The sequence below is a fragment of the Lentzea chajnantorensis genome (genome assembly GCF_054300775.1).
Genome location: NZ_JBSDZT010000002.1, coordinates 2,579,369 through 2,601,439 on the forward strand (window position 1 = coordinate 2,579,369; position 22,071 = coordinate 2,601,439).

Below are 22,071 nucleotides of genomic sequence, written 5' to 3' on the forward strand. Positions count from 1 at the left end.
TCGGAAGCTATCGCGATGCAACGGTCTTGTGTTGGCGAAGTTCGTGGGACACTGGATGTGCTATGACCTCGCTTCCCCTCGTCTTCGACGCGCCCAAGCGCGGCCTGCCGCCGCGCCACCTGGTCGACCTCACGCCCGCGCAACGCGCCGAGGCGGTGTCCGCCCTCGGTGAGAAGCCGTTCCGCGCCAAGCAGCTGTCGAACCACTACTTCAGCCGCCTGACCGTGGACCCGGCCGAGATGACCGACATCCCGGCCGCCACGCGCGACAAGCTCGTCGCCGACCTGATGCCGCCGCTGTTCACGGTCGTCCGCAAGGTCACCACCGACGAAGGCACGACCGCGAAGACGCTCCTGCGCGCGCACGACGGCACGCTCATCGAGAGCGTCCTCATGCGTTACCCGGACCGCGCGACGCTGTGCATCTCCTCCCAGGCCGGCTGCGGCATGGCCTGCCCGTTCTGCGCGACCGGTCAGGGCGGTCTGCAGCGCAACCTGTCGACCGCGGAGATCGTGGACCAGGTGCGCCTGGGTGCCGCGGCGATGCGCGACGGCGAGCTGCCCGGTGGGCCCGGCCGGCTGTCGAACATCGTGTTCATGGGCATGGGTGAGCCGCTGGCGAACTACAAGCGCGTGATCGAGGCCGTGCACCGCATCACCGCGCCGGCGCCGGACGGGCTGGGCATCTCCCAGCGCACCGTCACCGTGTCGACGGTCGGACTGGTGCCCGCGATCAAGAAGCTGACCGAGGAGAAGCTGCAGGTCAGGCTCGCGGTGTCGCTGCACACGCCGGACGACGAGCTGCGCAACACGCTGGTGCCGGTCAACACCCGCTGGGACGTGGCCGAGGTCCTGGAGGCGGCCCGCGGGTACGCCGACCAGACCGGGCGCCGGGTCAGCATCGAGTACGCGCTGATCCGCGACATCAACGACCAGGGCTGGCGGGCCGACCTGCTCGGCAAGAAGCTGCGCAAGCACCTCGGGCAGCTCGTGCACGTGAACCTGATTCCGCTGAACCCGACGCCGGGCTCGAAGTGGGACGCGTCGCCGAAGCCGGTTGAACGGGAGTTCGTGCGGCGGGTGCGGGAGCAGGGTGTCGAGTGCACCGTGCGGGACACGCGCGGGCAGGAGATCGCGGCGGCCTGCGGTCAGCTCGCCGCTGAAGGCTGACCGGCCCCGGACCGAGGTCTCGGCCAGGGCCTGGCCGGCAGCGTCGGAGGTCTACGGTTCCACCTCGGTCAAGGCCCCGGTGGCCACGTCGAACACGAAGCCTCGTACGGAGTCCTTGACCGGCACGAACGGATTGCCGGTGATGCGCGCGATCGACTGGCGGACGTCCTCCTCCAGGTCGGCGAACGCCTCGGCGGCCCAGGGCGGCTTCACGCCGACGTCCTGCTGGATCGAGCGCTTGAAGTCGTCGTCGGTGAACGTCAGCATGCCGCAGTCGGTGTGGTGGATGAGGATGATCTCCCTCGTCCCGAGCAGCCGCTGGCTGATCGCGAGCGAGCGGATCTCGTCCTCGGTCACGACGCCGCCGGCGTTGCGGATCACGTGCGCCTCGCCCTCGTTCAGCCCGAGCACGCGGTAGATGTCGAGGCGCGCGTCCATGCACGCCACCACGGCGACCTGCTTCGAGGGCGGTAGGGGCAGTGGTCCGGAGAACTGGGCGGCGTAGGTGGCGTTGTGGGCGAGCAACTCGTCGGTCACCGACATGATCTGGTCCTTTCACCTGGACGTATGTCGATGAGCCAACTGCCGCATGCGCATACCTGCAACAGTGCCCATGGGCTGGGAATGGCTCCGCAGCAGAAAGAGCGGAGACCGATCAGGTCGGGGACAGACCACCTCGCGGACGCGACGGCTGCTGACCCCTCAACGGGTGGTGGCGGGCTCCAGGCCGACGGGCGCGGTGTTGTCGAACGTCTCGCGCGCCTCGGCGACCGAGTCGTAGTTCTGCTGCGCCCACACCCGCAGCGCCGCTAGCGGTTCGATCACGCTGCGGCCCAGTTCGGTGAGCTCGTACTCCACGCGCAACGGCACCGTGGGGTACACCGTGCGCGTGACGAGCCCGTCGCGTTCGAGCGCGCGCAACGTCTGCGTGAGCATCTTCTGGCTGATGCCCTCCAGTTCGCGCTTCATCTCGCCGAAGCGCACCGGCCCGTTCTCCATCGCGCCGATCGCCAGAGCCGTCCACTTCGACGCGACCATGTCCAGCAGGTCGCGGCACGGGCACATCTTCGAGTAAACGTTCCTGATCACGCCTAGTTTCTATCAGGTACCCAGTGCACAAACTAGTGCCTGATTGCGAACGGTGACCAGGTCACGCAAGCTTGTGCACATGCGAGCGATCAGCCAGACCGAGTTCGGCGGACCAGAGGTCCTGACCCTCATCGACCTGCCCAAGCCCACGCCCGTTCCGACGGAGGTGCTGGTCAGGGTGCACGCGGCCGGCATCAACCCGGTCGACTGGAAGACCCGCGCCGGCGGTGGCATGGCCGGGTTGCAGGCGTTCCCGCTCGTGCTGGGCTGGGACGTGTCCGGCGTGGTCGAGGAGGTCGGCTTCGGCGTCACGACCCTCAAGCCCGGTGACGAGGTCTACGGCATGCCGCGCTTCCCGCACGCCGCGAGCGCCTACGCCGAGTACGTCACCGCCCCGTCGCGCCACTTCGCGCGCAAGCCGCAGGGCCTCACCCACGTCGAGGCGGCCGCGCTGCCGCTCGCCGCGCTCACCGCGTGGCAGGTCCTGGCCGACACCGCCGACGTCCAGCCGGGGCAGAAGGTGCTGGTCACCGCGGCGGCCGGGGGAGTGGGGCACCTCGCGGTGCAGATCGCGAAGGCCCGCGGCGCGCACGTGATCGGGACGGCACGGGCGCAGAAGCACGCGTTCCTGAAGGACCTCGGCGTGGACGAGGTGGTCGACTACACGGTCGCCGAGTACGGGGGCCGCGACGTCGACGTGCTCGTCGACCTGGTCGGCGGCAGCTCGTCGGCACCGGTCAAGCCCGGTGGGCTCTTCGTCGGCGTGCCGTCGGGGGTCGCCGTCGGCCACCGCGACGACATCAGGACCAGCCCGATCCTCGTCGAGCCGGACCGCGCGGGCCTGGAGGCGATCACCGCGCTGGTCGAGTCCGGTGCGCTGCGCGTGCACGTGGACGCGACGTTCCCGCTGGAGGAGGCCGGACAAGCGCATGCCCTGGGCGAGAAGGGTCGCACCCGGGGCAAGCTCGTGCTGGAGGTCTGACGGGGGACTAGCGCCGCCAGGACGTCTTGCGGCGCGCCATGTCCCACACCAGCAGGGCGATGATCACCACGCCGGTGGCGACGAGGTAGATGTTCTCGATGCGACCGTGGTGGTTGCCGATCAGCATCAGGAAGCAGAAGATCGCGGAGAGCCAGCCGGCGATCCGGGTGCCCTTGGGCAGCGTGCCGTGCCAGCCCCACTCGTGCGACGGCTCCTCGTGAGGGTCGACGGCAGGACGCTTGTCCAGTTCCGAGGACGAAGCCACGGTTTCCTCCACTGCTCATCCGGTTACCTGGTCATCGTCGCACACGGGGACGCGCGCGGATGTGTGAGGTCGCGCGCGCACGCCTTATCAGCGGGGTCGTGCACCGTTACCGTTAGCGCGGCCCACCCGTCCCACCCTGCGAAGGCGCCACCGACTTGACCGGCTTCTCCCCCGCCGAGGGCTCCACCCCGGACACGTCCGCCCCCGTCGAGATCGGCCTGCACGGGGTGCGCAAGCGCTTCTCCGACCAGGTGGCGGTCGACGGGATCTCGCTCGACGTCCACGAGGGCGAGTTCTTCTCCGTGCTCGGCCCGTCCGGCTGCGGCAAGACCACGGTGCTGCGCATGATCGCCGGGTTCGTCGACCCGGACGAGGGCCGCATCGAGCTCGACGGCGACGACATGGTGGGCGTCCCCCCGTACCGGCGGGACGTCAACACCGTCTTCCAGTCGTACGCGCTGTTCCCGCACATGTCCGTGTGGGACAACGTCGCCTACGGCCTCAAGCGCAAGAAGCTGCGCGGCGAGGAGCTGCGCAAGCGCGTCGGCGAGCACCTGGAGCTCGTGCGGCTGTCGCAGTTCGCGCAGCGCAGGCCCGCCCAGCTCTCCGGCGGCCAGCAGCAGCGCGTCGCCATCGCGCGGGCGCTGGCGGCCGGTCCGCAGCTGCTCCTGCTCGACGAACCGCTCGGCGCGCTCGACGCGAAGCTGCGCAAGGAGCTGCAGATCGAGCTGATGCGCATCCAGCGCGAGGTCGGCACGACGTTCCTCTACGTCACGCACGACCAGGAGGAGGCGCTGGTCCTCTCGCACCGCATCGCCGTGATGAACGCCGGCAAGATCGAGCAGGTCGGCTACCCCGAGGACGTCTACGAACGCCCCGCCACCCGGTTCGTCGCCGGGTTCATCGGCACGTCCAACATCCTGGACGCCGAGGTGTCCGGAGTGGACGGCGGCTTCGCCGAGCTGACCGCCCCCGGCGCTACCCGGTTGCGCGCGCGGCTGACCGGCAGCGCCGCGCACGGGCAGAAGGTCGCCGCGACCGTGCGCCCGGAGAAGGTGCACCTGTTCAACGAGACCGCGGAACCGCCCACGGGCTGGTGCGTGCTCCAGGGCGTGGTGCACGACGTCGTCTACACGGGCGTGTCGACCCAGTTCGTCGTGGACACCCCGGTGGGAGAGCTGGTGGCGTTCGTGCAGAACGCCCAGCGCATCGACGACGCGGGCGCGCCGGGACAACCGGTGCGGATGGCGTGGGACCCCGAGTTCACCGTGCTGCTGGAGAAGGCTGATGACTGACAAGAACGTCCGGATCGCCCGTCTGTGGGACAACGACTCAGCGCGGGTGACCCGGCGCACGATGCTGGGCTCGATGACGTTCTTCGCGCTGGCCGCCTGCGGTGTCGGTGAGGCGCCGACGACCGGCGGTGCCACCTCGGCCGCGGCGAAGGCCAAGAACCTGAAGGACGAGCTCAAGCTCAACTTCTACAACTGGACCGACTACATCGCGAAGGACACCCTGCCGGGCTTCCAGACCGCGACCGGCATCCAGGTCACCTACGACAACTTCTCCACCAACGACGAGATGGAAGCCAAGATCGCTTCCGGCTCCGCAGGCTACGACCTGGTGGTGCCGTCGGACAACTTCCTGCGCCGGTTCCTGCGCTCGGGCCTGCTGCAGCCGCTGGACCACTCGTCGCTGCCGAACCTGAAGAACCTGGAGAAGCGGTTCGTCGAGGCCGACTACGACGCCGGCAACAGGTACTCGGTGCCGTGGGCGTGGGGCACGACCGGTCTCGCGTACTCGAAGTCGCAGATCGGCGGCGACGTCACCGGGTTCTCCGCCTACGACCTGCCGAACGCGCAGGGCCGCAGCACGATCCTCGACGAGGCGCGCGACGGCATGGCGCTGGGCCTGCTGGGGCTCGGTCACGACCCGAACACCACCGACGCGAAGCAGATCGACGACGCGGCGAACTTCTTGCTGTCGTTGAAGAAGAAGCTCGGTCAGATCACCTCCGACGTGATCGAGCCGCTCACCTCCGGCCAGGTGCGGCTGGCGCAGGCCTACTCCGGTGACGCGTTCCAGGCGCGTGAGACCAGCGAGGACGTGGCGTACGCCATCCCGTCCGAGGGCGGACTGTCCTACGTGGACCTGCTGGTCATCCCGAAGGACGCGCCGCACGCCGAGAACGCGCACCGGTTCATCGACTACATCCTCGGTGCCGAGACCGGCGCCGCGCTGTCCAACGCCGTGCGCTACGGCAGCCCGAACGCGGCCGCCAAGCCGTTGATCGACAAGGAGCTGCTGGACGACCCGCTGGTCTACCCGTCGGAGGAGCAGCTGAAGAAGCTGCCGTTCACCAAGGACCTCGGCGGTGACGTGGAGGCGCGGTACGCCGACGCCTGGACGAAGGTCAAGACCGGCTGACCGGCTGGCTCAGCATCCCCCTGATCAGCACCGACTCGCGGAACGTCGCCGGACCCGCCAGCCGCAGGTCCGGCGCCACGCGTGCGATCGCGCGGAACGCGACCTCGCCCTCCAGCCGCGCGAGCGCCGCGCCCAGGCAGTAGTGGAGGCCGCTGGAGAACGCCAGGTGCTCCGGCTGCTGCACCCGCATCACGTCGAAGCGGTGCGGCTCCGGGTAGACCCGCGGGTCCCGGTTCGCGGCGGCGAGGAGCAGGTGGACGCCCTCGTCCACGCCGATCTCCTCACCCAGCAACGTGACCGGCTCGTGCGCGAGCCGGGTGGTGAACTGCACGGGCGGCGCCCAGCGCAGCGTCTCCTCGACCACGTCGGGCGCAATGCCGGGGTGCGCTGTGAAGAACGCCCACTGCGCCGGGTGGTCGAGCAACGCGCGCACGCCGTTGCCGATCAGGTTGACCGTCGTCTCGAAGCCCGCGATGAGCAACAGCGCCAGCGTGCTCAGCAACTCCGGCACGGTGAGCTCCTGCTCCGCTTCCGCGGCCACGAGCGCGCTGATCACGTCGTCGCCGGGCCGCGTCCTGCGTTCGGCGATGAGCCGCTCGAACAACGCGAAGACCCGGTCGTCGGCCTTGTCCTTCTCGGGGGAGACCCTGCCGTCGAACGACTCCGCGACGAGGCGGCCGTAGCGCGCGAAATCGCCGGTGTCGGCGTCCGGGATGCCGAGCAGCTCGCTGATCACCGCGATCGGCAGCGGTTGCGCGAAGTCGCTCATCAGGTCGAACTCGGTATCGGCCCGGTCGAGCAGCGCGCCGGCGACCTCCTCGACCCGCGGCCGGTACCCGTCGATCTTCTTCGGGCTGAACGCGGGCGCGGCCAGCCTGCGCAACCGGGTGTGGTCGGGCGGGTCCAGCTCCAGGAACGACCCGGACAGCACGTTCGGCGTGCCCGGATAGGTGCCGTTGGCGTATCGCACGCCGAAGCGGCGGTCGCGCAGGATCTTGTTCACCAGCGAGTGGCTGGTCGTGGTCCACAGGCCGCCGTCGCGCGTCAGCGGTCCCCGTGCGCGGATCCGTTCGTAGATCGGATGTGGGTCTTCATGGCCGTTCAGCTACTCCAGCACCGCTTACCCCCTTGCCGGGAAGCGACTGCGGCATGTGGTCCTGCCGACAACCTTGACCACCACGGTACGGGAGCGGGCACGTGGCAGGATGTGCGCTCGTGCTCCGACGCTGGCTGAAGGCCAACGCCCTGCTCACGCCCACCGGGCTGTGGCTGGGAATTTTCCTGATCGCACCGCTCGCGCTCGTCGTCCAGTTCAGCTTCGCGACGCGGGACACCGGCGTGGCCCGCGCGGTGCTGCCGTGGACGACGCAGGCCTACCTGACGGCGCTGGACCCGGCGTTCCTGCCGATCTTCGGACGGACGCTGGTCTACGCGGTGGCGACGACGGTCACGTGCCTGCTGCTCGGCTTCCCGCTGGCGTGGTTCATCGCGCGGCACGGCGGCCGGTACCGGACGGCGTTGCTGGCGGCGGTGCTGATCCCGTTCTGGTCGAGCTACCTCGCGCGGATCTACGCGTGGAAGGCGCTGCTCGACGGGGAGGGCCTGGTCAACACCGTGCTCGGCTGGGTGGGGCTCGACCGCGACGGCGGCTTCCTGCTCACGCACGGCGCGGTGGTCCTCGGGCTCACCTACGGGTTCCTGCCGTTCATGGTGCTGCCGCTCTACGTGGCGTGCGAGCGGTTCGACTTCCGGCTGGTGGAGGCGTCGTACGACCTCGGGCACGGGCGGGTGTCGACGTTCTTCCGGATCGTGCTGCCGGGCGTGCTCACCGGCGTGCTGGCCGGGTCGTTGCTGGTCCTGGTGCCCTCGGCGGGCGACTTCGTCACGCCGAAGCTGCTCGGCGGGGTCGACCAGTCGACGTTCGGGTCGGTGATCGACGACCAGTTCCGCGGCGGCAACAACTGGCCGCTGGGGTCGGCGATGGCGGTGCTGCTGCTCGTGCTGGTGGTGCTCGTGCTCGTGTTGCGCGGGCGGCGTGGGGAGGACGTGCTGTGAACCGTCGGCCGTGGGCGCTCGGTGCGGTCGCTCTGCTCGTGTTCGTGTTCCTGTACGCGCCGATCGTGTGGCTCGCCATCGCGTCGTTCAACTCCTCGCGGTCGTTGTCGCGCATCAGCGGCGTGTCGACGCGGTGGTACGAGGAGCTGTTCCGCGACACCCGCGTGTTGGAGTCGTTGCAGCTGACGCTCCAGCTGGCGTTGGCGTCCGCGGTGATCTCGACGGTCATCGGCACGTTGGCGGCCTTCGGGTTGCGGCGCGCGTTCCCCGGTCGTGGGCTGTGGACGGTCTTGCTGTCGTTGCCGCTCGTGGTGCCCGAGGTCGTCATGGGTGTGGCGATGCTGGGGTTCTTCGTGAAGCTTGCCGGAATCCCGCTCGGATTCGGGGCGTTGCTGCTCGCGCACGTGGCGTTCTCGCTCAGCTTCGTCGTCGTAGTGGTGCGGTCGCGGGTGTCCGGGATGGACGTCCGGCTGGAGGAGGCCGCGGCCGACCTCGGGGCGTCGCCGTTCGTGGCGTTCCGGACCGTGACGCTGCCGCTGGTCGCGCCCGCGGTGGTGGCGGGTGCGGCGTTCGCGTTCCTGCTGTCGTTCGACGACGTGGTGATCTCGTCGTACCTGACCGGTGTCGGGTCGACGACGCTGCCGGTGTTCGTCTACGCGCAGGCCTCGAAGCGGGGCATCTCGCCGGAGGTCGTGGCGCTGTCGACGTTGATGGTGGCGGCCACGGCCCTGCTGCTGATCATCGGTGTGGTGCTCGCGTCGTGGCGGGCGCGGAGGGCCGGGTCCACCGCGCAGCTGGTCTGAGGGTCAACTTTCGTCGCGGGAAACCGATACTCCAGCGTGCCGCGCGGTGGTGGGACGTCTCGTAGCTTGGACCGCGTGACTACTGCTGTGCGGGCCAGGGCCGAGGCGTTCGTCGCCGACAACCTGGCGCGGTTCAGGGCGCTGACGCCCGTGCGGGTCGCCGGGGACGTGCTCGTCGCGGTCGCCGTCGTCCTGCTGGACCTCTGGCCCGGCCCGTGGGCCGAGCAGCGGGTGACGGGCTGGCTGCTCGCCGCCTACTTCGCCGTCTACCTGGTGCTCCTGCCGCTGCGGCACGCGCTGCCCGCGACGGTGATGATCGCGGCCGCGGCGATCCCGTTCATCGGGGCGGCGCTGATGGTGGTGCTGAGCTACACGGCCGGCCGCCGGATCGAGTCGTGGGTCAAGGCGGTGGTGTCGACGGCGATCACGTTCGTCGTCGTGGTGCTGCTGTGGGACTGGGACGCACGGCCGCTGGAGATCGAACCCGTCTACGGCATGCTCATCCTGATCACGATCTTCGGCGTGGCCGTGGCGCTGCCGTTCCTCGTCGGCCGCTACCTCGCCCAGCGCGAGGCGCTCGTGCAGGCCATGCAGGACCGCGAGGCGCGGATGCGCGGCGAACACCGGTTGCTGTCGCGGCAGGTGCGCCTGCGCGAACGCAGCCGCATCGCCCAGGACATGCACGACAGCCTCGGCCACCGCCTGTCGCTGATCTCCGTGCACGCCGGCGCGCTGGCGCTGGACCCGTCGCTGGGGGAGAAGCAGCGCGAGGCGATCGGCGTGCTGCGCTCGGCGGCGTTGACCGGAATGGGCGAGCTGCGGTCGATCATCGGGGTGCTGCGCGCGGAAGACGGCCCCGACGACGACCCCGCGACACGCACAGCGGAGTCCATCGACTCGTTGGTGGCCGACGCGCGCAAGGCAGGCGTGCTCGTCAGCCTGGTCCGTGGCGGGCAAGCGCACCCGTTGCCGTCCCGTGTCTCTCACGCCGCCTATCGCGTCGCACAGGAAGGCCTCACGAACGCGGCCAAGCACGCGCCTGGAGCGGCCGTGCAGGTGACGGTGAAGTACGAGCCGGACGCACTCGTCGTGGAGGTGCGCAACAACCCGTCCCGCAACGGTTCACCGACCGGTGAGCCGGGTGTTGGCCTGATCGGTCTCAGCGAACGCGTGCGCGTTGCCGGCGGCGTCCTGCACGTGGGCGCGCTACCGTCCGGTGGCTTCCGCATCGCCGCCGTGCTGCCGTACGAGGAAGCCCCGCTCCCCGACGACCCCGAGGACGAGCAGGAGGAGACCCAGTCACCCGGCCGCCTGCGCAAGTGGGCCGGCGTCGGCTCCATCGCGGGCGCGTCCCTGGTGCTGTCCGTCATCATCGGCGGCTTCACCTACCTCGGCGCGCAGCCGGTCACCGAGGTCGTGTCGGGGCAGACCCTCGACAGCATCTCGGTGGGCCAGCCGGAGCCCGAGGTGATGGCCCTGCTGCCTGCGGGTGACGAACCCCTGGTCGGCGACGGTGAACGCCGTTCCCAGGCCACCCCCGAGCCACCCGGCTCCCGGTGCGTCTACCACATCACCGACGAGCAGTCATACCTCGCGAAGGGCACCCGGGTGGTGCGTTTCTGCTTCAAGGACGGCAAGCTGGTCGAGAAGAAGATCCACGTCCAGAGGAACGAGCCATGATCCGGGTGCTCATCGCCGACGACGAGCCGTTGATGCGCGCGGGCATCAAGGCCATCCTCGGCACCGCCGACGACATCGAGCTGGTGGCGGAGGCCGGCGACGGCCGCGAGGCCGTGCAGATCGTGCGCGAACGCCGCGTCGACGTGGCCGTGCTCGACATCCGCATGCCCCGCATGGACGGCCTTGCCTGCGCGCGCGAACTGCGCGTCGTGGCACCGTCCGTGCGCGTCGTCATGCTCACGACCTTCGGCGAGGACGAGAACATCGTGCGCGCGCTGTCCGACGGCGCGGCTGGGTTCCTCTTGAAGGACTCGGCGCCCGAGGAGCTGTTGCGCGCCGTGCGCGCGGTGCACAGCGGCGAGGCCTATCTGTCACCCATGGTCACGTCACGGGTCGTCGGCATGGTCGCGACCTCCGGGCAGCCGAAGCGGCAGGAGGCGCAGAAGGCCGTCGCGGGGCTGACCGAGCGCGAGGTCGAGGTGCTGGCGCTGCTGGGGCAGGGGATGTCCAACGCGGACGTCGGGGCCAAGCTGCACATGTCCGAGGCGACGGTGAAGACGTACGTGTCGCGGTTGCTGGCCAAGCTGGGGCTGACGAACCGGGTGCAGGCGGCACTGCTGGCACGCGATGCGGGCCTGGCGGGATAGTCCGCTCCCGGCACGCCGCGCGAGCGGGCGCAAGCGATTGCGGCTGAGTCCGGCCTGGTTGCGGGTTCGCGACCAGCTTCCCGGCGAACCCGCCGCGCGAGCGAAGCGAGCGCCAAACAACACGAAGGGGCCGTTCGGGTGTCACCCGAACGGCCCCAAACGTCATGTGCGCCTACACGCGGCTTCGTCGCCCCGTCACGAGGCGGTAGATGCCGAGCAGGATCAACGATCCGACGATGGCGAGCAGCCACGTGCGCAGATCGAAGAACGTACCGAGGTCGGTCCCGAAGAGCGCCGATCCGATGAATCCACCGAGGATCGCGCCCACGATGCCGAGCAGCATCGTGATGATGATTCCGCCGGGGTCCTTCCCCGGCATGACGGCCTTCGCGATGGCTCCGGCCAACAGGCCGAGCACGATCCATCCAAGGATGCCCACGGAAAGTCTCCTTCCATCTGCCTGACGCGGACGGAATGCCCCCGAACTGGCGACTTCACACCTCCAAAACCACTCCGTTATCAAAGTAGCGGGCTGTGCCGGGCTCTCAGGCACTCTCCGGAACAATGAGGGGCGATGAGTACTCCACGCACTGTCCTGATCCTGGGCTCGACCGGCTCCGTCGGCACCCAGGCGCTCGACGTCATCCGCCGCAACCGCGACCAGTTCAGGGTGGTCGGGCTCGGTGCGGGTGGACGTCAGCTTGACCTGCTCGCGGAGCAGGCAGCCGAGTTCGGCGTGCCCGTCGTGGCGGTGGCCAGCGGTGCCCAGGTGCCCGGTGTCAAGACGTTGACCAGCATGGTCGACCTGATCGAGGCGTGCCCCGCGGACGTCGTCCTCAACGGGATGGACGGGTCGCGCGGGCTCGAGCCGTCGCTGAAGGCGCTGGAGTCCGGCGCGACGCTGGCGCTCGCGAACAAGGAGTCGCTCATCGCGGGCGGGCCCCTCGTGCTGAAGGCGGCCAAGCCGGACCAGATCGTCCCCGTCGACTCCGAGCACTCGGCCCTGGCCCAGTGCCTGCGCGGTGGCGCGGCGCACGAGGTGCACAAGCTGGTGCTGACGGCGTCCGGCGGGCCGTTCCGCGGGAAGACCCGCGCCGAGCTTCGCGGACGTCAGCGTCGGGCAGGCGATGGCGCACCCGACGTGGTCGATGGGCCAGGTCGTCACGATCAACTCGGCGAACCTCGTCAACAAGGGGCTGGAGCTGATCGAGGCGCACCTGCTGTTCAAGGTGCCCTACGACCGCATCGACGTGGTGGTGCACCCGCAGTCGGTGATTCACTCGATGGTGACGTTCACAGACGGCTCTACACTCGCGCAGGCCTCGCCGCCTGACATGCGGCTTCCCATCTCGCTCGGTCTCAGTTGGCCCGACCGCGTGGCCGGTGCCGCACCCGCCTGTACCTTTGACAACGCCACCTCGTGGACGTTCGAGCCGCTGGACGACGTCACGTTCCCGGCGGTCGAGCTCGCGCGGCAGGCGGGCGGTGCGGGCGGGTGTCTGCCCGCGATCTACAACGCAGCGAACGAGGAGGCCCTCGCAGCTTTCGTCGCGGGTGCGACGTCGTTCCTGTCCATCGTCGACACCATCGGCCAAGTCGTCGGCGAGGCGGGCGACTGGCAGAGTGACCCCGCCGATGTGGCGGAGGTCCTCGCCGCCGAGGACTGGGCACGCGCACGCGCCCGCGAGCTGGTCGGAAGGAACTGAACGTCACCGTGAACACATTCATCAACATCCTCGGGGTGCTGTTGTTCGCGTTCGGCATCGCGGTCTCGATCGCGCTGCACGAGTTCGGGCACCTGCTGACCGCCAAGGCCTTCGGCATGAAGGTCACGCGCTACTTCATCGGGTTCGGCCCGAAGCTCTTCTCGTTCCGCAAGGGCGAGACCGAGTACGGCCTGAAGGCGATCCCGGCCGGTGGCTTCTGCGAGATCACCGGCATGACGGCGCTGGAGGAGGTGCACCCGGACGACCGCAAGCGCGCGTTCTACAACCAGAAGGTGTGGAAGCGCGTCGTCGTGCTGTCGGCGGGCTCCATCACGCACTTCATCCTCGGCTTCATCATCCTGCTGGTCCTCGCGATGTCGCTGGGCCTGCCGAACAACAAGGGCCTGCCGGTGCTGCAGGAGGTCACGCCGTGCGTGCCGGTCGCGAACGTCACCGACGGCTCGTGCCCGTCCGGCTCGCCCGCGCCCGCCAGGAACGCCGGCCTGCAGCCCGGTGACGAGATCGTCGCGATCGCCGGCCAGCAGACGCCGACGTGGCCGGACATGCAGCGGGTCACCCGCGAGCGCACCGGCCCGACCGAGTTCAAGATCCTGCGCGACGGCAAGGAGATGACGGTCACCGTCGACGTGGCCAAGGTCACCCGCACCCTCACCGACGGCAAGGGCGGCAAGGAGACCAAGGAGATCGGCGCGATCGGCGTGCTGCCGAAGGAGTCGTTCACCTACGGGCCGGTCGAGGCCGTCCCGGCGGCCGTGGCGTTCACCGGCGACATGTTCGTGAACACCTGGAAGGGCCTCATGCGCTTCCCCGAGCGCATCCCGGCCGTGGTCAAGGCCATCGGCGGCGGCGAACGCGACCTGGACACCCCCATCTCCGTCGTCGGTGCCTCCCGCCTGGGCGGTGACGCGGCCGAGCGCGGGCTGTGGGCGTTCTTCGTGCTCATGCTCGCGGGTCTGAACTTCTTCGTGGGTGTGTTCAACCTCCTGCCGCTGCTGCCGCTTGACGGTGGTCACATCGCCGTCAACCTCTACGAACGGGTGCGAGACTGGGTGAGGAAGCTGCGCGGGAAACCCGCCGGCGCCCCGGTCAACTACATGCGCCTGCTGCCGCTCACCTACGTGGTCATCTTCCTCGGCGGCGCCATCACGCTGCTGACCGTGACCGCCGACATCGTCAACCCGATCAGGTTGCAGTGACTTACGGAAAGGTGCACAACCCATGAGTGACGGCGTGATGCTCGGAATGCCGGCACTGCCGCCGCCGGTGCTGTCGGAACGTCGCAAGACCAGGCAGCTGATGGTGGGCAACGTCGGTGTCGGCAGCGAGTTCCCCGTCTCCGTCCAGTCGATGACGACGACGCTCACGTCGGACGTGAACGCGACGCTCCAGCAGATCGCTGAGCTCACCGCGGCCGGCTGTGACATCGTGCGCGTCGCCTGCCCGTCTCAGGACGACGCGGACGCGCTGCCCGCCATCGCCAGGAAGTCGCAGATCCCGGTGATCGCGGACATCCACTTCCAGCCGAAGTACGTGTTCGCCGCCATCGAGGCCGGGTGCGCCGCCGTGCGCGTCAACCCCGGCAACATCCGCAAGTTCGACGACCAGGTGAAGGAGATCGCGGCCGCCGCCAAGGACCACGGCACCCCGATCCGCATCGGCGTCAACGCGGGTTCGCTCGACCCGCGGCTGCTGCAGAAGTACGGCAAGGCGACCCCGGAGGCGCTGGCCGAGTCGGCGATGTGGGAGGCCTCGCTCTTCGCGGAGCACGACTTCCACGACATCAAGATCTCGGTCAAGCACAACGACCCGGTCGTCATGATCCGCGCCTACGAGCTGCTGGCCGAGCAGTGCGACTACCCCCTGCACCTCGGCGTGACGGAGGCCGGTCCCGCGTTCCAGGGCACCATCAAGTCGGCCGTGGCCTTCGGCGCGCTGCTGCGGCAGGGCATCGGCGACACGATCCGGGTGTCGCTGAGCGCACCGCCGGTCGAGGAGATCAAGGTCGGCCACCAGATCCTCCAGTCGCTCAACCTGCGCCCGCGCAAGCTGGAGATCGTGTCCTGCCCGTCCTGCGGCCGCGCCCAGGTCGACGTCTACACCCTCGCCGAGCAGGTCACGGCCGGTCTGGAGGGCATGGAGGTCCCCCTGCGCGTCGCCGTCATGGGCTGTGTCGTGAACGGCCCCGGTGAGGCCCGCGAGGCCGACCTGGGCGTCGCGTCGGGCAACGGCAAGGGCCAGATCTTCGTCAAGGGCAAGGTCATCAAGACCGTGCCCGAGCACGCGATCGTGGAGACGCTGATCGAGGAGGCGATGCGCCTCGCCGAGGAGATGGAGCCCGTCGAGGGCGGCACTCCGGCGGTCACGGTCGGCTGACGGCGTCTGCGAGCACCCCCAACTCAACATCAACAGGCTCGTAACCGCACCCAACCAGTTCGGCGATCGTCGAACTAGTTGGGTGTGGTCATGAGCGGAACGATCATGAGTTGGGGGTACTCGCAGTGCGGTCAGTCACGATCAGGCCGCACTGTTGGCTGATCCCACACGCGCGGCAAATCTGGCACGCTGGATGACGTGCTGAGGCTGGCCGGAGCGCGCGTGCTCGACGAGCGCGACCTGATCGACGTGCGCGGGGTGCTCGACAGCGACCCCGTGGCCGCGTGCATGGTCGCGGCAAGGGTGGAGACCGCCGGTCTCGACCCGTGGCGCCTCGGGGGCGAGATGTGGGGGTCGGACGCCCGGCCGATGCGCGGCAAGGTCGACGGCCTGTGCTTCTCCGGGCCGAACCTCATCCCGCTGCGGGGCAGCCCCAGCGCCATCCGCATGTTCGCGGACCGGGCGCGCAGGAGGGGCCGCATGTGCTCCAGCCTGGTCGGACCGGCCGAGCAGGTGCTGACGCTGTGGGACGAGCTGCAGGGCGACTGGGGACCGGCCCGCGAGGTGCGCGGTGACCAGCCGCTGATGGCGCTCAGCCGGACCCCCGACGTCGCGCCGGACCCGATGGTGCGGCAGGTCAGGCCCAGCGAGCTCAACCGGTACCTGCCGGCCGCGATCGCCATGTTCATCGAAGAGGTCGGCATCGACCCGTGCGCGGAGGACGGCGGCGCGGGCTACCGGGCCCGCGTGAGCGAGCTGATCGCGGCGGGGAGGGCGTTCGCCCGGTTCGAGGGCGGCGAGGTCGTCTTCAAGGCCGAGATCGGGGCCATGTCGAAGCGGGTCGGGCAGATCCAGGGGGTCTGGGTGCGACCGGAACGGCGGGGTGAGGGGCTCGGCACCGCGGGGACGGCGGCGGTGGCCAGCCGGCTCGTGCACCACCTGGACCGCACGGCGAGCCTCTACGTCAACGGCTACAACCACGTGGCGCAGGCCGCCTACCGGCGGATCGGGTTCGAACAGGTCGGGCAGTACGCCACGGTCCTCTTCTGAAACGGGCATACTCGCGGCCGTGCGACTTCTGGCGATGACCACGGCGGTCCTGGTGGCGGTGAGCGGCTGCGGGCTGTTCGAGGACGAACCCGGCGCTCCGGAGATCACCGGCGACTTCCTGGGCAAGCTCGCCTCCGGTGACGTGCAGGGCGCGGCGAACCTGACCGACAACCCCGCCGACGCCAAGGAGACCCTGGAGAAGTTCCGCGGAGCGCTCAAGCCGGAGAAGCTGACCAGCAAGGTCGACCAGATCCGCAACAACGGCGACACGGCGGCCGAGGCGTCGGTCTCGCTCGACTGGGACCTCGGCAAGGGGCGGCACTGGTCGTACCCGACGAAGTTCGAGGTCCGGCGGGAGGGCGACGCCTGGAAGGTGCGCTGGGCCACGTCGGTGCCGCATCCCAAGCTCGCTCCACAGCAGACCGTCAAGCTCACCGAGCTCAGGCCCGACCCCGCGCCGGTGCTCGACCGCGACGGGACGCCGCTGCTCTCGCCGGAACGGGTCGTGTCGGTGCTGCTGGTGCCCAAGGAGGCCGGTGACGTCGCCGCCGTCGCGAGGGCGCTGGGGGAGGCGCTGAACCCGCTCGACAAGGCGATCACCCAGCAGTCCATCACCGACGGCGCGGCCAAGACGCCGGAGGGGCAGGCCTACCAGGTCGCGGCGCTGCGGGACCCGGACTACCAGTCGGTGAAGCCGAAGATCTACGAGCTGCCCGGCGTGCGGTTCAGCTCGCAGACCTCACTGCTCGCACCCAGCCGCACGTTCGGTTCGCAGGTGCTGCCCGCGATCCGCAAGGCCGTCGAGGACGAGATCGCGGGCCACACCGGCTTCCGCGTCGCCACGGTCAACGCGCAGGGCGCCGAGGTCGACGAGCTGCACCAGCAGGCACCCGAGCCGGCGAAGGCGATCGGCACCGCGCTGTCGCGGATCGTGCAGACCGCCGCGGAGGACGCCGTCGAGCCGCTGCAGCAGCCCACGATGCTCGTCGCGCTCCAGCCGTCCACCGGTGACGTCCTGGCCGTCGCGCAGAACGAGGCCGCCGACGCGCAGGGGGCGCTGGCGCTGACCGGCCGCTTCCCGCCGGGGTCGACGTTCAAGGCCGTGACGGCGCTCGCCGCTGTCCAGTCCGGTCAGGCCACCGCCGACACCCCGCTGCCGTGTCCCGGCAAGACCACCATCGCGGGCCGCCGGGTCGTGCCGAACTCGAACGAGTTCGAGAAGGGCACCATCCCGCTGCGCTCGGCGTTCGCGTTCTCCTGCAACACCACGTTCGCGCAGCTCGCCGTCGACATGCCGGCCGACCTGCTCACGAACACCGCGCTGTCGCTCGGCCTGGGCGTCGACTTCGACATCCAGGGCCTCACCACGATCACCGGCTCGCTGCCGCCGGCGCAGGACGTCGTGGAACGCGCGGAGGACGCGTTCGGCCAGGGCAAGGTGCTGGCCTCGCCGTTCGGCATGGCGCTGGTGTCCGCGTCCATCGTGAAGGGGTCCATGCCGACGCCGCAGCTGGTGCGCGGCAAGGAGACGAAGGCCGACAAGCAGCCCGCCCCGCCCACGGCGCTCGACCCGGTGCGGCAGATGATGCGCGAGGTCGTCGACTACGGCACCGCACCACAGCTCAAGCCGTACGGGGACGTGCGGGGCAAGACCGGTACCGCCCAGTTCGGCGACGGCGTGCACTCACACGGGTGGTTCATGGGGTACCGGGGTGATCTCGCGTTCGCGACCCTGGTGCTCAGCGGGGAGACCTCCACCCCGGCGGTGGACGTCGCTGCGCGGTTCCTCCAGGCGGTGCCGTGATGAGCCCTGACGACCTCTCCGCGCTGCGGGAACGCCTGCTCCACGCGGAACGGCTGTGGCCGCACGCGCAGGACCAGGTCCGAGGCGGTTCCGTCGTCGCCCAGTAGGGTGGAGACCATGGCTGTTCGTGCTCCGCTGCAACCCGGTGTGCAATCTCCACGTCGTCCGGTGCCGTCACGCATCGTTCGCCCCGAGTACGTCGACAAGCCCGCGCCGACGCGCGGCAACGACCCGTGGGTGCAGACGCCGGAGATCATCGAGGCCATGCGGGTCGCGGGCCGTCTCGCCGCCCAGGCGCTGCAGGAGGCCGGCAAGGTCGTCGTCCCCGGCGTCACGACGGACGAGATCGACGCGGTGGCGCACGAGTTCCTGTGCGACAACGGCGCGTACCCCTCGACGCTGGGCTACCGGGGCTTCCCGAAGTCGTGCTGCACCTCGCTGAACGAGGTCATCTGCCACGGCATCCCGGACTCGACAGTGGTCGAGGACGGCGACATCGTGAACATCGACGTGACGGCGTTCATCGGCGGCGTGCACGGCGACACGAACGCGACCTTCCTCGCGGGCGACGTCTCCGAGGAGGCCAAGCTGCTCGTCGAGCGCACGCACGAGGCGACCATGCGCGCGATCAAGGCCGTGAAGCCGGGCCGGGAGATCAACGTCATCGGCCGCGTCATCGAGGCGTACGCGAACCGCTTCGGCTACGGCGTGGTCCGCGACTTCACCGGCCACGGCATCGGCCGCGACTTCCACAGCGGCCTCGTGGTGCTGCACTACGACGAGCCGTCGATGAAGACCGTGCTCGAACCGGGCATGACGTTCACGATCGAGCCGATGATCACGCTCGGCGGCTTCGAGCACGACATGTGGGACGACGGCTGGACCGTCACCACCCAGGACAAGAGCTGGACCGCCCAGTTCGAGCACACCATCGTCGTCACCGAGACCGGCTCGGAAATCCTCACAGTCTGCTGAGGACGGCCTTGAGCGCGGCCGCGACCGCCGAGGGCGACGTCGCGGCCGCCAGGTGGTGCGACTCGACGCGCTCGACCGGCCAGCCGAGCTTCTCGGCCGCGTCCGCCGCGTCCTCGTAGACCGCCGACAGCAGCACGTACCCGCACGGTCCGTCCCACTCCACGACCGGCCGCTGCTCCTTCAGGAACTCCCACGCCACCTCGGGCGCCTCGTCACGCATCTCCCCGCGCAGCTCAGCGGGCACCAGCGTCAGCGGGTCGGTGTCGAACCAGCGGTCCCAACGGGGCAGCTTGCCGTCGCGCACCGACGCCTTGACCTGGCTGACCAGCGCCGGGTCGACGGTGTCGCGCCACGCCCTGCCCGGCGTCGGCAGGTCGGAGTCGAGGAACACCAGCCCCGCCACCTCGGTCTCCAGCGCGTCGGCGAACCCCGGCAGCAACGGACCTGCGCCGCTGTGCCCGACCAGCACCAGCGGTCCGGCGACACCCGAGTCCTCCAGCGCGTCCGCGAACGCGCCGATCAGCCGCTGGTGCACCGGGGCCTCGTTCACCGTCATCTGCAGGTCCACCAGGAGCACCGCCACCCCGTCTGAGGCCAGTTCGTCGGCGAGCGGACGCATGCTCGACGGGCCTAGGAAAGGGCTGTGCATGAGCACGACGGTGACCATGCCCGTGATGATGGCAGCATTGGCGTCCATGCGGGGTGCGATGTTGATCTGTGGGACGACCTCGGACGCGGGCAAGAGCGTCCTGGTCGCCGGACTGTGCCGGTTCCTGGCGCGGCAGGGGGTCGACGTCGTGCCGTTCAAGGCGCAGAACATGTCCAACAACTCGTTCGTCACGCTCGACGGCGGCGAGATCGGCCGTGCGCAGGCGGTGCAGGCGCGGGCGGCGTTCAAGGAGCCGAGCGTGCGCTTCAACCCCGTGCTGCTGAAGCCGGGCAGCGACCGCACGTCCCAGGTGGTGGTGCTCGGCGAGGCGCGGGGCGAGGTCTCGGCGCTGAGCTACCGCGAGCGCAAGCAGGAGCTGCTCGGCACCGTGCTGTCCACTTTGGACGGACTGCGGCGCGACCACGAGGTCGTGGTCTGCGAGGGCGCCGGTTCACCGGCCGAGATCAACCTGCGCCGCAACGACATCGCGAACATGGGCCTGGCCACCCGCGCCGGACTGCCCGTGCTCGTCGTCGGTGACATCGACCGCGGTGGTGTCCTCGCTCACCTCTTCGGCACGGTGGCGGTGCTGGACGCGGCGGACCAGGCGCTGGTCGCGGGGTTCGTGGTGAACAAGTTCCGCGGCGACCCGCGCCTGCTCGAACCCGGGCTGCACCAGCTCCGCCACCTCACCGGGCGGCCGGTGCTGGGCGTGCTGCCGTGGCGGGAGGAGCTGTGGCTCGACGCGGAGGACTCGCTGTCCTACACCGCGGACGGCGTGATCGGCCGGCCGCTGCCACCGGTGCGCGACTGGCTGCGGGTCGCGGTGGTCAGGCTGCCGCGCATCTCGAACGCCACCGACGTCGAGGCGCTGGCCTGCGAACCCGGTGTGTCCGTGCGGTTCGTCACCGAGCCGTCCCGGCTGGCGGACGCGGACCTGGTGGTGCTGCCCGGTTCCAAGGCGACCGTGTCGGACCTGCGCTGGTTGCGGGAAACGGGCCTGGCCGAGGCGGTCTCGCGGTTCGACGGCCCGGTCCTCGGCATCTGCGGCGGGTTCCAGATGCTGTCCCGGCGCATCGAGGACGACGTCGAGTCCGGTGACGGTGCGGTCGACGGGCTCGGCCTGCTCGACGTCGACGTCCGCTTCGCCGCGCGCAAGACCCTGGCCAGGCCGTCGGACGTGGCGTGGGGCGAGCCGGTCACGGGCTACGAGATCCACCACGGCCAGGTCGTGCGCAGCGGGGAACGCCCGCTCGTCGGTGACGAGGGCGCCGAGACCGACCGCGTCCTGGGCACGCACTGGCACGGCCTGCTGGAGAACGACGGGTTCCGCCGCCGGTTCCTGCGGTGGGCGGCGGACCGGTCGGGGCGCGACTTCGTGCCGGGCGAGGTGAGCTTCCAGGCCGCCCGCGAGGCCCAGCTCGACCTGCTGGGCGACCTGGTCGCCGACCACCTCGACACGAAGGCCGTCACCGACCTGCTGGAACGAGGGGTTCCGGCGGGACTGCCGTTCGTGCCGCCCGGCGCCCCACCAGCTGCGGGATAGCGAGCCCCGCCAGCACCAGCCCACCGGCCGCCGCGCGGACGGCCGTCAGGTCCTCGCCCAGGAACGCCCACGCCGAGAACATCCCGAACACCGGCACCAGCAACGAGAACGGCGCGACGACGGACGACTCGTAGCGGCGCAGCAGGAACCCCCAGATCCCGAACCCGAGCAGCGTCGAGACCCACGCGACGTACCCGATCGCGCCCACGCCCGCCCAGTCCATGCGGCCCAGCGCGCTCATGTCCTCGGTGAGCGCCGACAGCGCGAACAGCGGCAGCACCGCCACCGCGCTCACCCACACCATGAACCGCAACGTGTCCGCGGGCCGCGCGTAGCGCATCAGCACGTTGGACACGCCCCAGCACGCCGCGGCCGCGATCACCAGCACGAACCCGAGCAGCGGTGACGACAGCCCGTAGTCCCACGCGATGATCCCCATGCCCGCCACCGCGAGCGCGATGCCGGTGACCTGCACGGGTCTGGGCCGCTCGCGCAGCACGACCGCCGCGAACACCGCCGTGAAGATCACCTGGCTCTGCAGCACCAGGCTCGACAACCCGCCGGGCATGCCCGCGTGCAGGCCGATGAACAGGAAGCTGAACTTCGCGACGCCGAGCACAAGCCCGACCGCCACCACCCACTTCCACGCGACGCTCGGCCGGCCCACGAAGAAGATCGCCGGCACCGCCGCGGCGAGGAAGCGCAGCGCGGAGAACAGGATCGGCGGGAACTCGTCGAGACCCACCTTGAGCACGACGAAGTTGAAGCCCCAGATGGCGGCGACCAGCACGGCGAGCAGGACGTGGCGTGGGTTCACGCTGCCCAGCGTG

Annotated in this window: 21 protein-coding genes and 1 pseudogene; 15 read left to right on the top strand and 7 right to left on the bottom strand. The window is 70.0% G+C overall.

Translation table 11 applies throughout. The features are described from left to right. Positions 1–62 precede the first annotated feature (62 nt). The gene (rlmN, locus tag ACVDFE_RS13500; RefSeq protein WP_360390929.1) at positions 63–1,169 is read left to right on the top strand and encodes a 23S rRNA (adenine(2503)-C(2))-methyltransferase RlmN; all 1,107 of its coding nucleotides are present in this window, start codon (positions 63–65) and stop codon (positions 1,167–1,169) included. 51 nt (positions 1,170–1,220) lie between these two features. On the opposite strand, the gene ACVDFE_RS13505 is transcribed toward rlmN, so the two are convergent. Together ACVDFE_RS13505 and ACVDFE_RS13510 are read right to left on the bottom strand one after the other, a co-directional pair. Further along, complete coding sequence (locus ACVDFE_RS13505; RefSeq protein ID WP_458430622.1) at positions 1,221–1,712, bottom strand: beta-class carbonic anhydrase; 492 nt, start codon at positions 1,710–1,712, stop codon at positions 1,221–1,223. A 159-nt stretch (positions 1,713–1,871) separates the two neighbouring features. Continuing rightward, a complete protein-coding gene (locus ACVDFE_RS13510; protein ID WP_458434327.1) occupies positions 1,872–2,234 on the bottom strand; it encodes a winged helix-turn-helix transcriptional regulator in 363 nt (120 codons plus the stop codon). Between the two features lie 103 nt (positions 2,235–2,337). On the opposite strand from ACVDFE_RS13510, the gene ACVDFE_RS13515 reads away from it, so the two are divergent. Then, a complete protein-coding gene (locus ACVDFE_RS13515; RefSeq protein ID WP_458430623.1) occupies positions 2,338–3,240 on the top strand; it encodes an NADP-dependent oxidoreductase in 903 nt (300 codons plus the stop codon). A 7-nt stretch (positions 3,241–3,247) separates the two neighbouring features. Here ACVDFE_RS13515 and ACVDFE_RS13520 read toward each other — a convergent pair whose 3' ends face one another. Next, positions 3,248–3,505, bottom strand: coding sequence for a DUF2631 domain-containing protein (locus ACVDFE_RS13520; protein ID WP_360390916.1), 258 nt, complete (start codon positions 3,503–3,505; stop codon positions 3,248–3,250). 155 nt (positions 3,506–3,660) lie between these two features. On the opposite strand from ACVDFE_RS13520, the gene ACVDFE_RS13525 reads away from it, so the two are divergent. Together ACVDFE_RS13525 and ACVDFE_RS13530 are read left to right on the top strand one after the other, a co-directional pair. After that, positions 3,661–4,800, top strand: a complete 1,140-nt coding sequence (locus ACVDFE_RS13525) for an ABC transporter ATP-binding protein (RefSeq protein WP_458430625.1) — start codon at positions 3,661–3,663, stop codon at positions 4,798–4,800. Continuing rightward, complete coding sequence (locus ACVDFE_RS13530) at positions 4,793–5,932, top strand: ABC transporter substrate-binding protein (protein ID WP_360390911.1); 1,140 nt, start codon at positions 4,793–4,795, stop codon at positions 5,930–5,932. The genes ACVDFE_RS13525 and ACVDFE_RS13530 overlap by 8 nt, the downstream gene beginning before the upstream one ends. Here ACVDFE_RS13530 and ACVDFE_RS13535 read toward each other — a convergent pair. Beyond that, positions 5,919–6,935 carry a cytochrome P450 gene (locus ACVDFE_RS13535; protein WP_458430627.1) on the bottom strand — a complete coding sequence of 339 codons (1,017 nt, stop codon included), beginning with the start codon at positions 6,933–6,935 and terminating at the stop codon, positions 5,919–5,921. The genes ACVDFE_RS13530 and ACVDFE_RS13535 overlap by 14 nt on opposite strands. A gap of 212 nt (positions 6,936–7,147) precedes the next feature. Here ACVDFE_RS13535 and ACVDFE_RS13540 point away from each other — a divergent pair, with 212 nt between their 5' ends. From ACVDFE_RS13540 to ACVDFE_RS13555, 4 genes are all read left to right on the top strand, one after another. Beyond that, positions 7,148–7,987 (top strand): ABC transporter permease, encoded by an 840-nt coding sequence (locus tag ACVDFE_RS13540; protein ID WP_458430628.1) that lies wholly within the window; start codon positions 7,148–7,150, stop codon positions 7,985–7,987. Beyond that, positions 7,984–8,790, top strand: a complete 807-nt coding sequence (locus tag ACVDFE_RS13545; RefSeq protein WP_360390903.1) for an ABC transporter permease — start codon at positions 7,984–7,986, stop codon at positions 8,788–8,790. The genes ACVDFE_RS13540 and ACVDFE_RS13545 overlap by 4 nt, the downstream gene beginning before the upstream one ends. 75 nt (positions 8,791–8,865) lie before the next feature. Continuing rightward, positions 8,866–10,470 (top strand): sensor histidine kinase, encoded by a 1,605-nt coding sequence (locus ACVDFE_RS13550; RefSeq protein ID WP_458430629.1) that lies wholly within the window; start codon positions 8,866–8,868, stop codon positions 10,468–10,470. Beyond that, positions 10,467–11,117: a response regulator gene (locus ACVDFE_RS13555; RefSeq protein ID WP_458430630.1), complete on the top strand. Its 651-nt coding sequence runs from the start codon at positions 10,467–10,469 to the stop codon at positions 11,115–11,117. The genes ACVDFE_RS13550 and ACVDFE_RS13555 overlap by 4 nt, the downstream gene beginning before the upstream one ends. 172 nt (positions 11,118–11,289) lie before the next feature. Here ACVDFE_RS13555 and ACVDFE_RS13560 read toward each other — a convergent pair whose 3' ends face one another. Continuing rightward, positions 11,290–11,556, bottom strand: coding sequence for a GlsB/YeaQ/YmgE family stress response membrane protein (locus ACVDFE_RS13560; protein ID WP_360390895.1), 267 nt, complete (start codon positions 11,554–11,556; stop codon positions 11,290–11,292). Positions 11,557–11,691: 135 nt separating this feature from the next. Between ACVDFE_RS13560 and dxr the strand changes: the two are divergent. The 6 genes and pseudogenes from dxr (at position 11,692) to map (ending at position 19,046) form a co-directional block, all read left to right on the top strand. After that, a pseudogene (gene dxr, locus ACVDFE_RS13565) lies at positions 11,692–12,823 on the top strand (1-deoxy-D-xylulose-5-phosphate reductoisomerase). 8 nt (positions 12,824–12,831) lie between these two features. Further along, a complete protein-coding gene (locus ACVDFE_RS13570) occupies positions 12,832–14,040 on the top strand; it encodes a M50 family metallopeptidase (protein WP_360390891.1) in 1,209 nt (402 codons plus the stop codon). Between the two features lie 46 nt (positions 14,041–14,086). Continuing rightward, positions 14,087–15,217: a flavodoxin-dependent (E)-4-hydroxy-3-methylbut-2-enyl-diphosphate synthase gene (ispG, locus tag ACVDFE_RS13575; RefSeq protein WP_360391496.1), complete on the top strand. Its 1,131-nt coding sequence runs from the start codon at positions 14,087–14,089 to the stop codon at positions 15,215–15,217. 198 nt (positions 15,218–15,415) lie between these two features. After that, positions 15,416–16,267, top strand: coding sequence for a GNAT family N-acetyltransferase (locus ACVDFE_RS13580; protein WP_360390888.1), 852 nt, complete (start codon positions 15,416–15,418; stop codon positions 16,265–16,267). A 19-nt stretch (positions 16,268–16,286) separates the two neighbouring features. Beyond that, complete coding sequence (locus ACVDFE_RS13585; RefSeq protein ID WP_458430631.1) at positions 16,287–18,071, top strand: penicillin-binding transpeptidase domain-containing protein; 1,785 nt, start codon at positions 16,287–16,289, stop codon at positions 18,069–18,071. A gap of 117 nt (positions 18,072–18,188) precedes the next feature. After that, positions 18,189–19,046, top strand: coding sequence for a type I methionyl aminopeptidase (gene map, locus ACVDFE_RS13590; RefSeq protein WP_360390883.1), 858 nt, complete (start codon positions 18,189–18,191; stop codon positions 19,044–19,046). Here map and ACVDFE_RS13595 read toward each other — a convergent pair. Further along, entirely contained in the window at positions 19,033–19,743 is a 711-nt protein-coding gene (locus ACVDFE_RS13595; RefSeq protein WP_458430632.1) for a hypothetical protein, read from the bottom strand. The genes map and ACVDFE_RS13595 overlap by 14 nt on opposite strands. On the opposite strand from ACVDFE_RS13595, the gene ACVDFE_RS13600 reads away from it, so the two are divergent. Next, on the top strand, positions 19,742–21,241 hold the full coding sequence (locus ACVDFE_RS13600) for a cobyric acid synthase (RefSeq protein ID WP_458434328.1): 1,500 nt from the start codon (positions 19,742–19,744) through the stop codon (positions 21,239–21,241). The two genes, ACVDFE_RS13595 and ACVDFE_RS13600, sit on opposite strands and share 2 nt — an antisense overlap. Here the strand turns inward: ACVDFE_RS13600 and ACVDFE_RS13605 are convergent. After that, entirely contained in the window at positions 21,165–22,058 is an 894-nt protein-coding gene (locus ACVDFE_RS13605) for an EamA family transporter (RefSeq protein ID WP_360390878.1), read from the bottom strand. The genes ACVDFE_RS13600 and ACVDFE_RS13605 overlap by 77 nt on opposite strands. Between the last annotated feature and the right edge of the window lie 13 nt (positions 22,059–22,071).

Bases quoted from the DNA above. Each gene is read 5' to 3' on its own strand.
- ispG (WP_360391496.1), top strand. From the start codon at position 14,087: ATGCCGGCACTGCCGCCGCCGGTGCTGTCGGAACGTCGCAAGACCAGG.
- map (WP_360390883.1), top strand. From the start codon at position 18,189: ATGGCTGTTCGTGCTCCGCTGCAACCCGGTGTGCAATCTCCACGTCGT.
- rlmN (WP_360390929.1), top strand. From the start codon at position 63: ATGACCTCGCTTCCCCTCGTCTTCGACGCGCCCAAGCGCGGCCTGCCG.
- ACVDFE_RS13505 (WP_458430622.1), bottom strand. From the start codon at position 1,712: ATGTCGGTGACCGACGAGTTGCTCGCCCACAACGCCACCTACGCCGCC.
- ACVDFE_RS13530 (WP_360390911.1), top strand. From the start codon at position 4,793: ATGACTGACAAGAACGTCCGGATCGCCCGTCTGTGGGACAACGACTCA.
- ACVDFE_RS13515 (WP_458430623.1), top strand. From the start codon at position 2,338: ATGCGAGCGATCAGCCAGACCGAGTTCGGCGGACCAGAGGTCCTGACC.
- ACVDFE_RS13595 (WP_458430632.1), bottom strand. From the start codon at position 19,743: ATGGACGCCAATGCTGCCATCATCACGGGCATGGTCACCGTCGTGCTC.
- ACVDFE_RS13555 (WP_458430630.1), top strand. From the start codon at position 10,467: ATGATCCGGGTGCTCATCGCCGACGACGAGCCGTTGATGCGCGCGGGC.
- ACVDFE_RS13510 (WP_458434327.1), bottom strand. From the start codon at position 2,234: ATGTGCCCGTGCCGCGACCTGCTGGACATGGTCGCGTCGAAGTGGACG.
- ACVDFE_RS13600 (WP_458434328.1), top strand. From the start codon at position 19,742: ATGCGGGGTGCGATGTTGATCTGTGGGACGACCTCGGACGCGGGCAAG.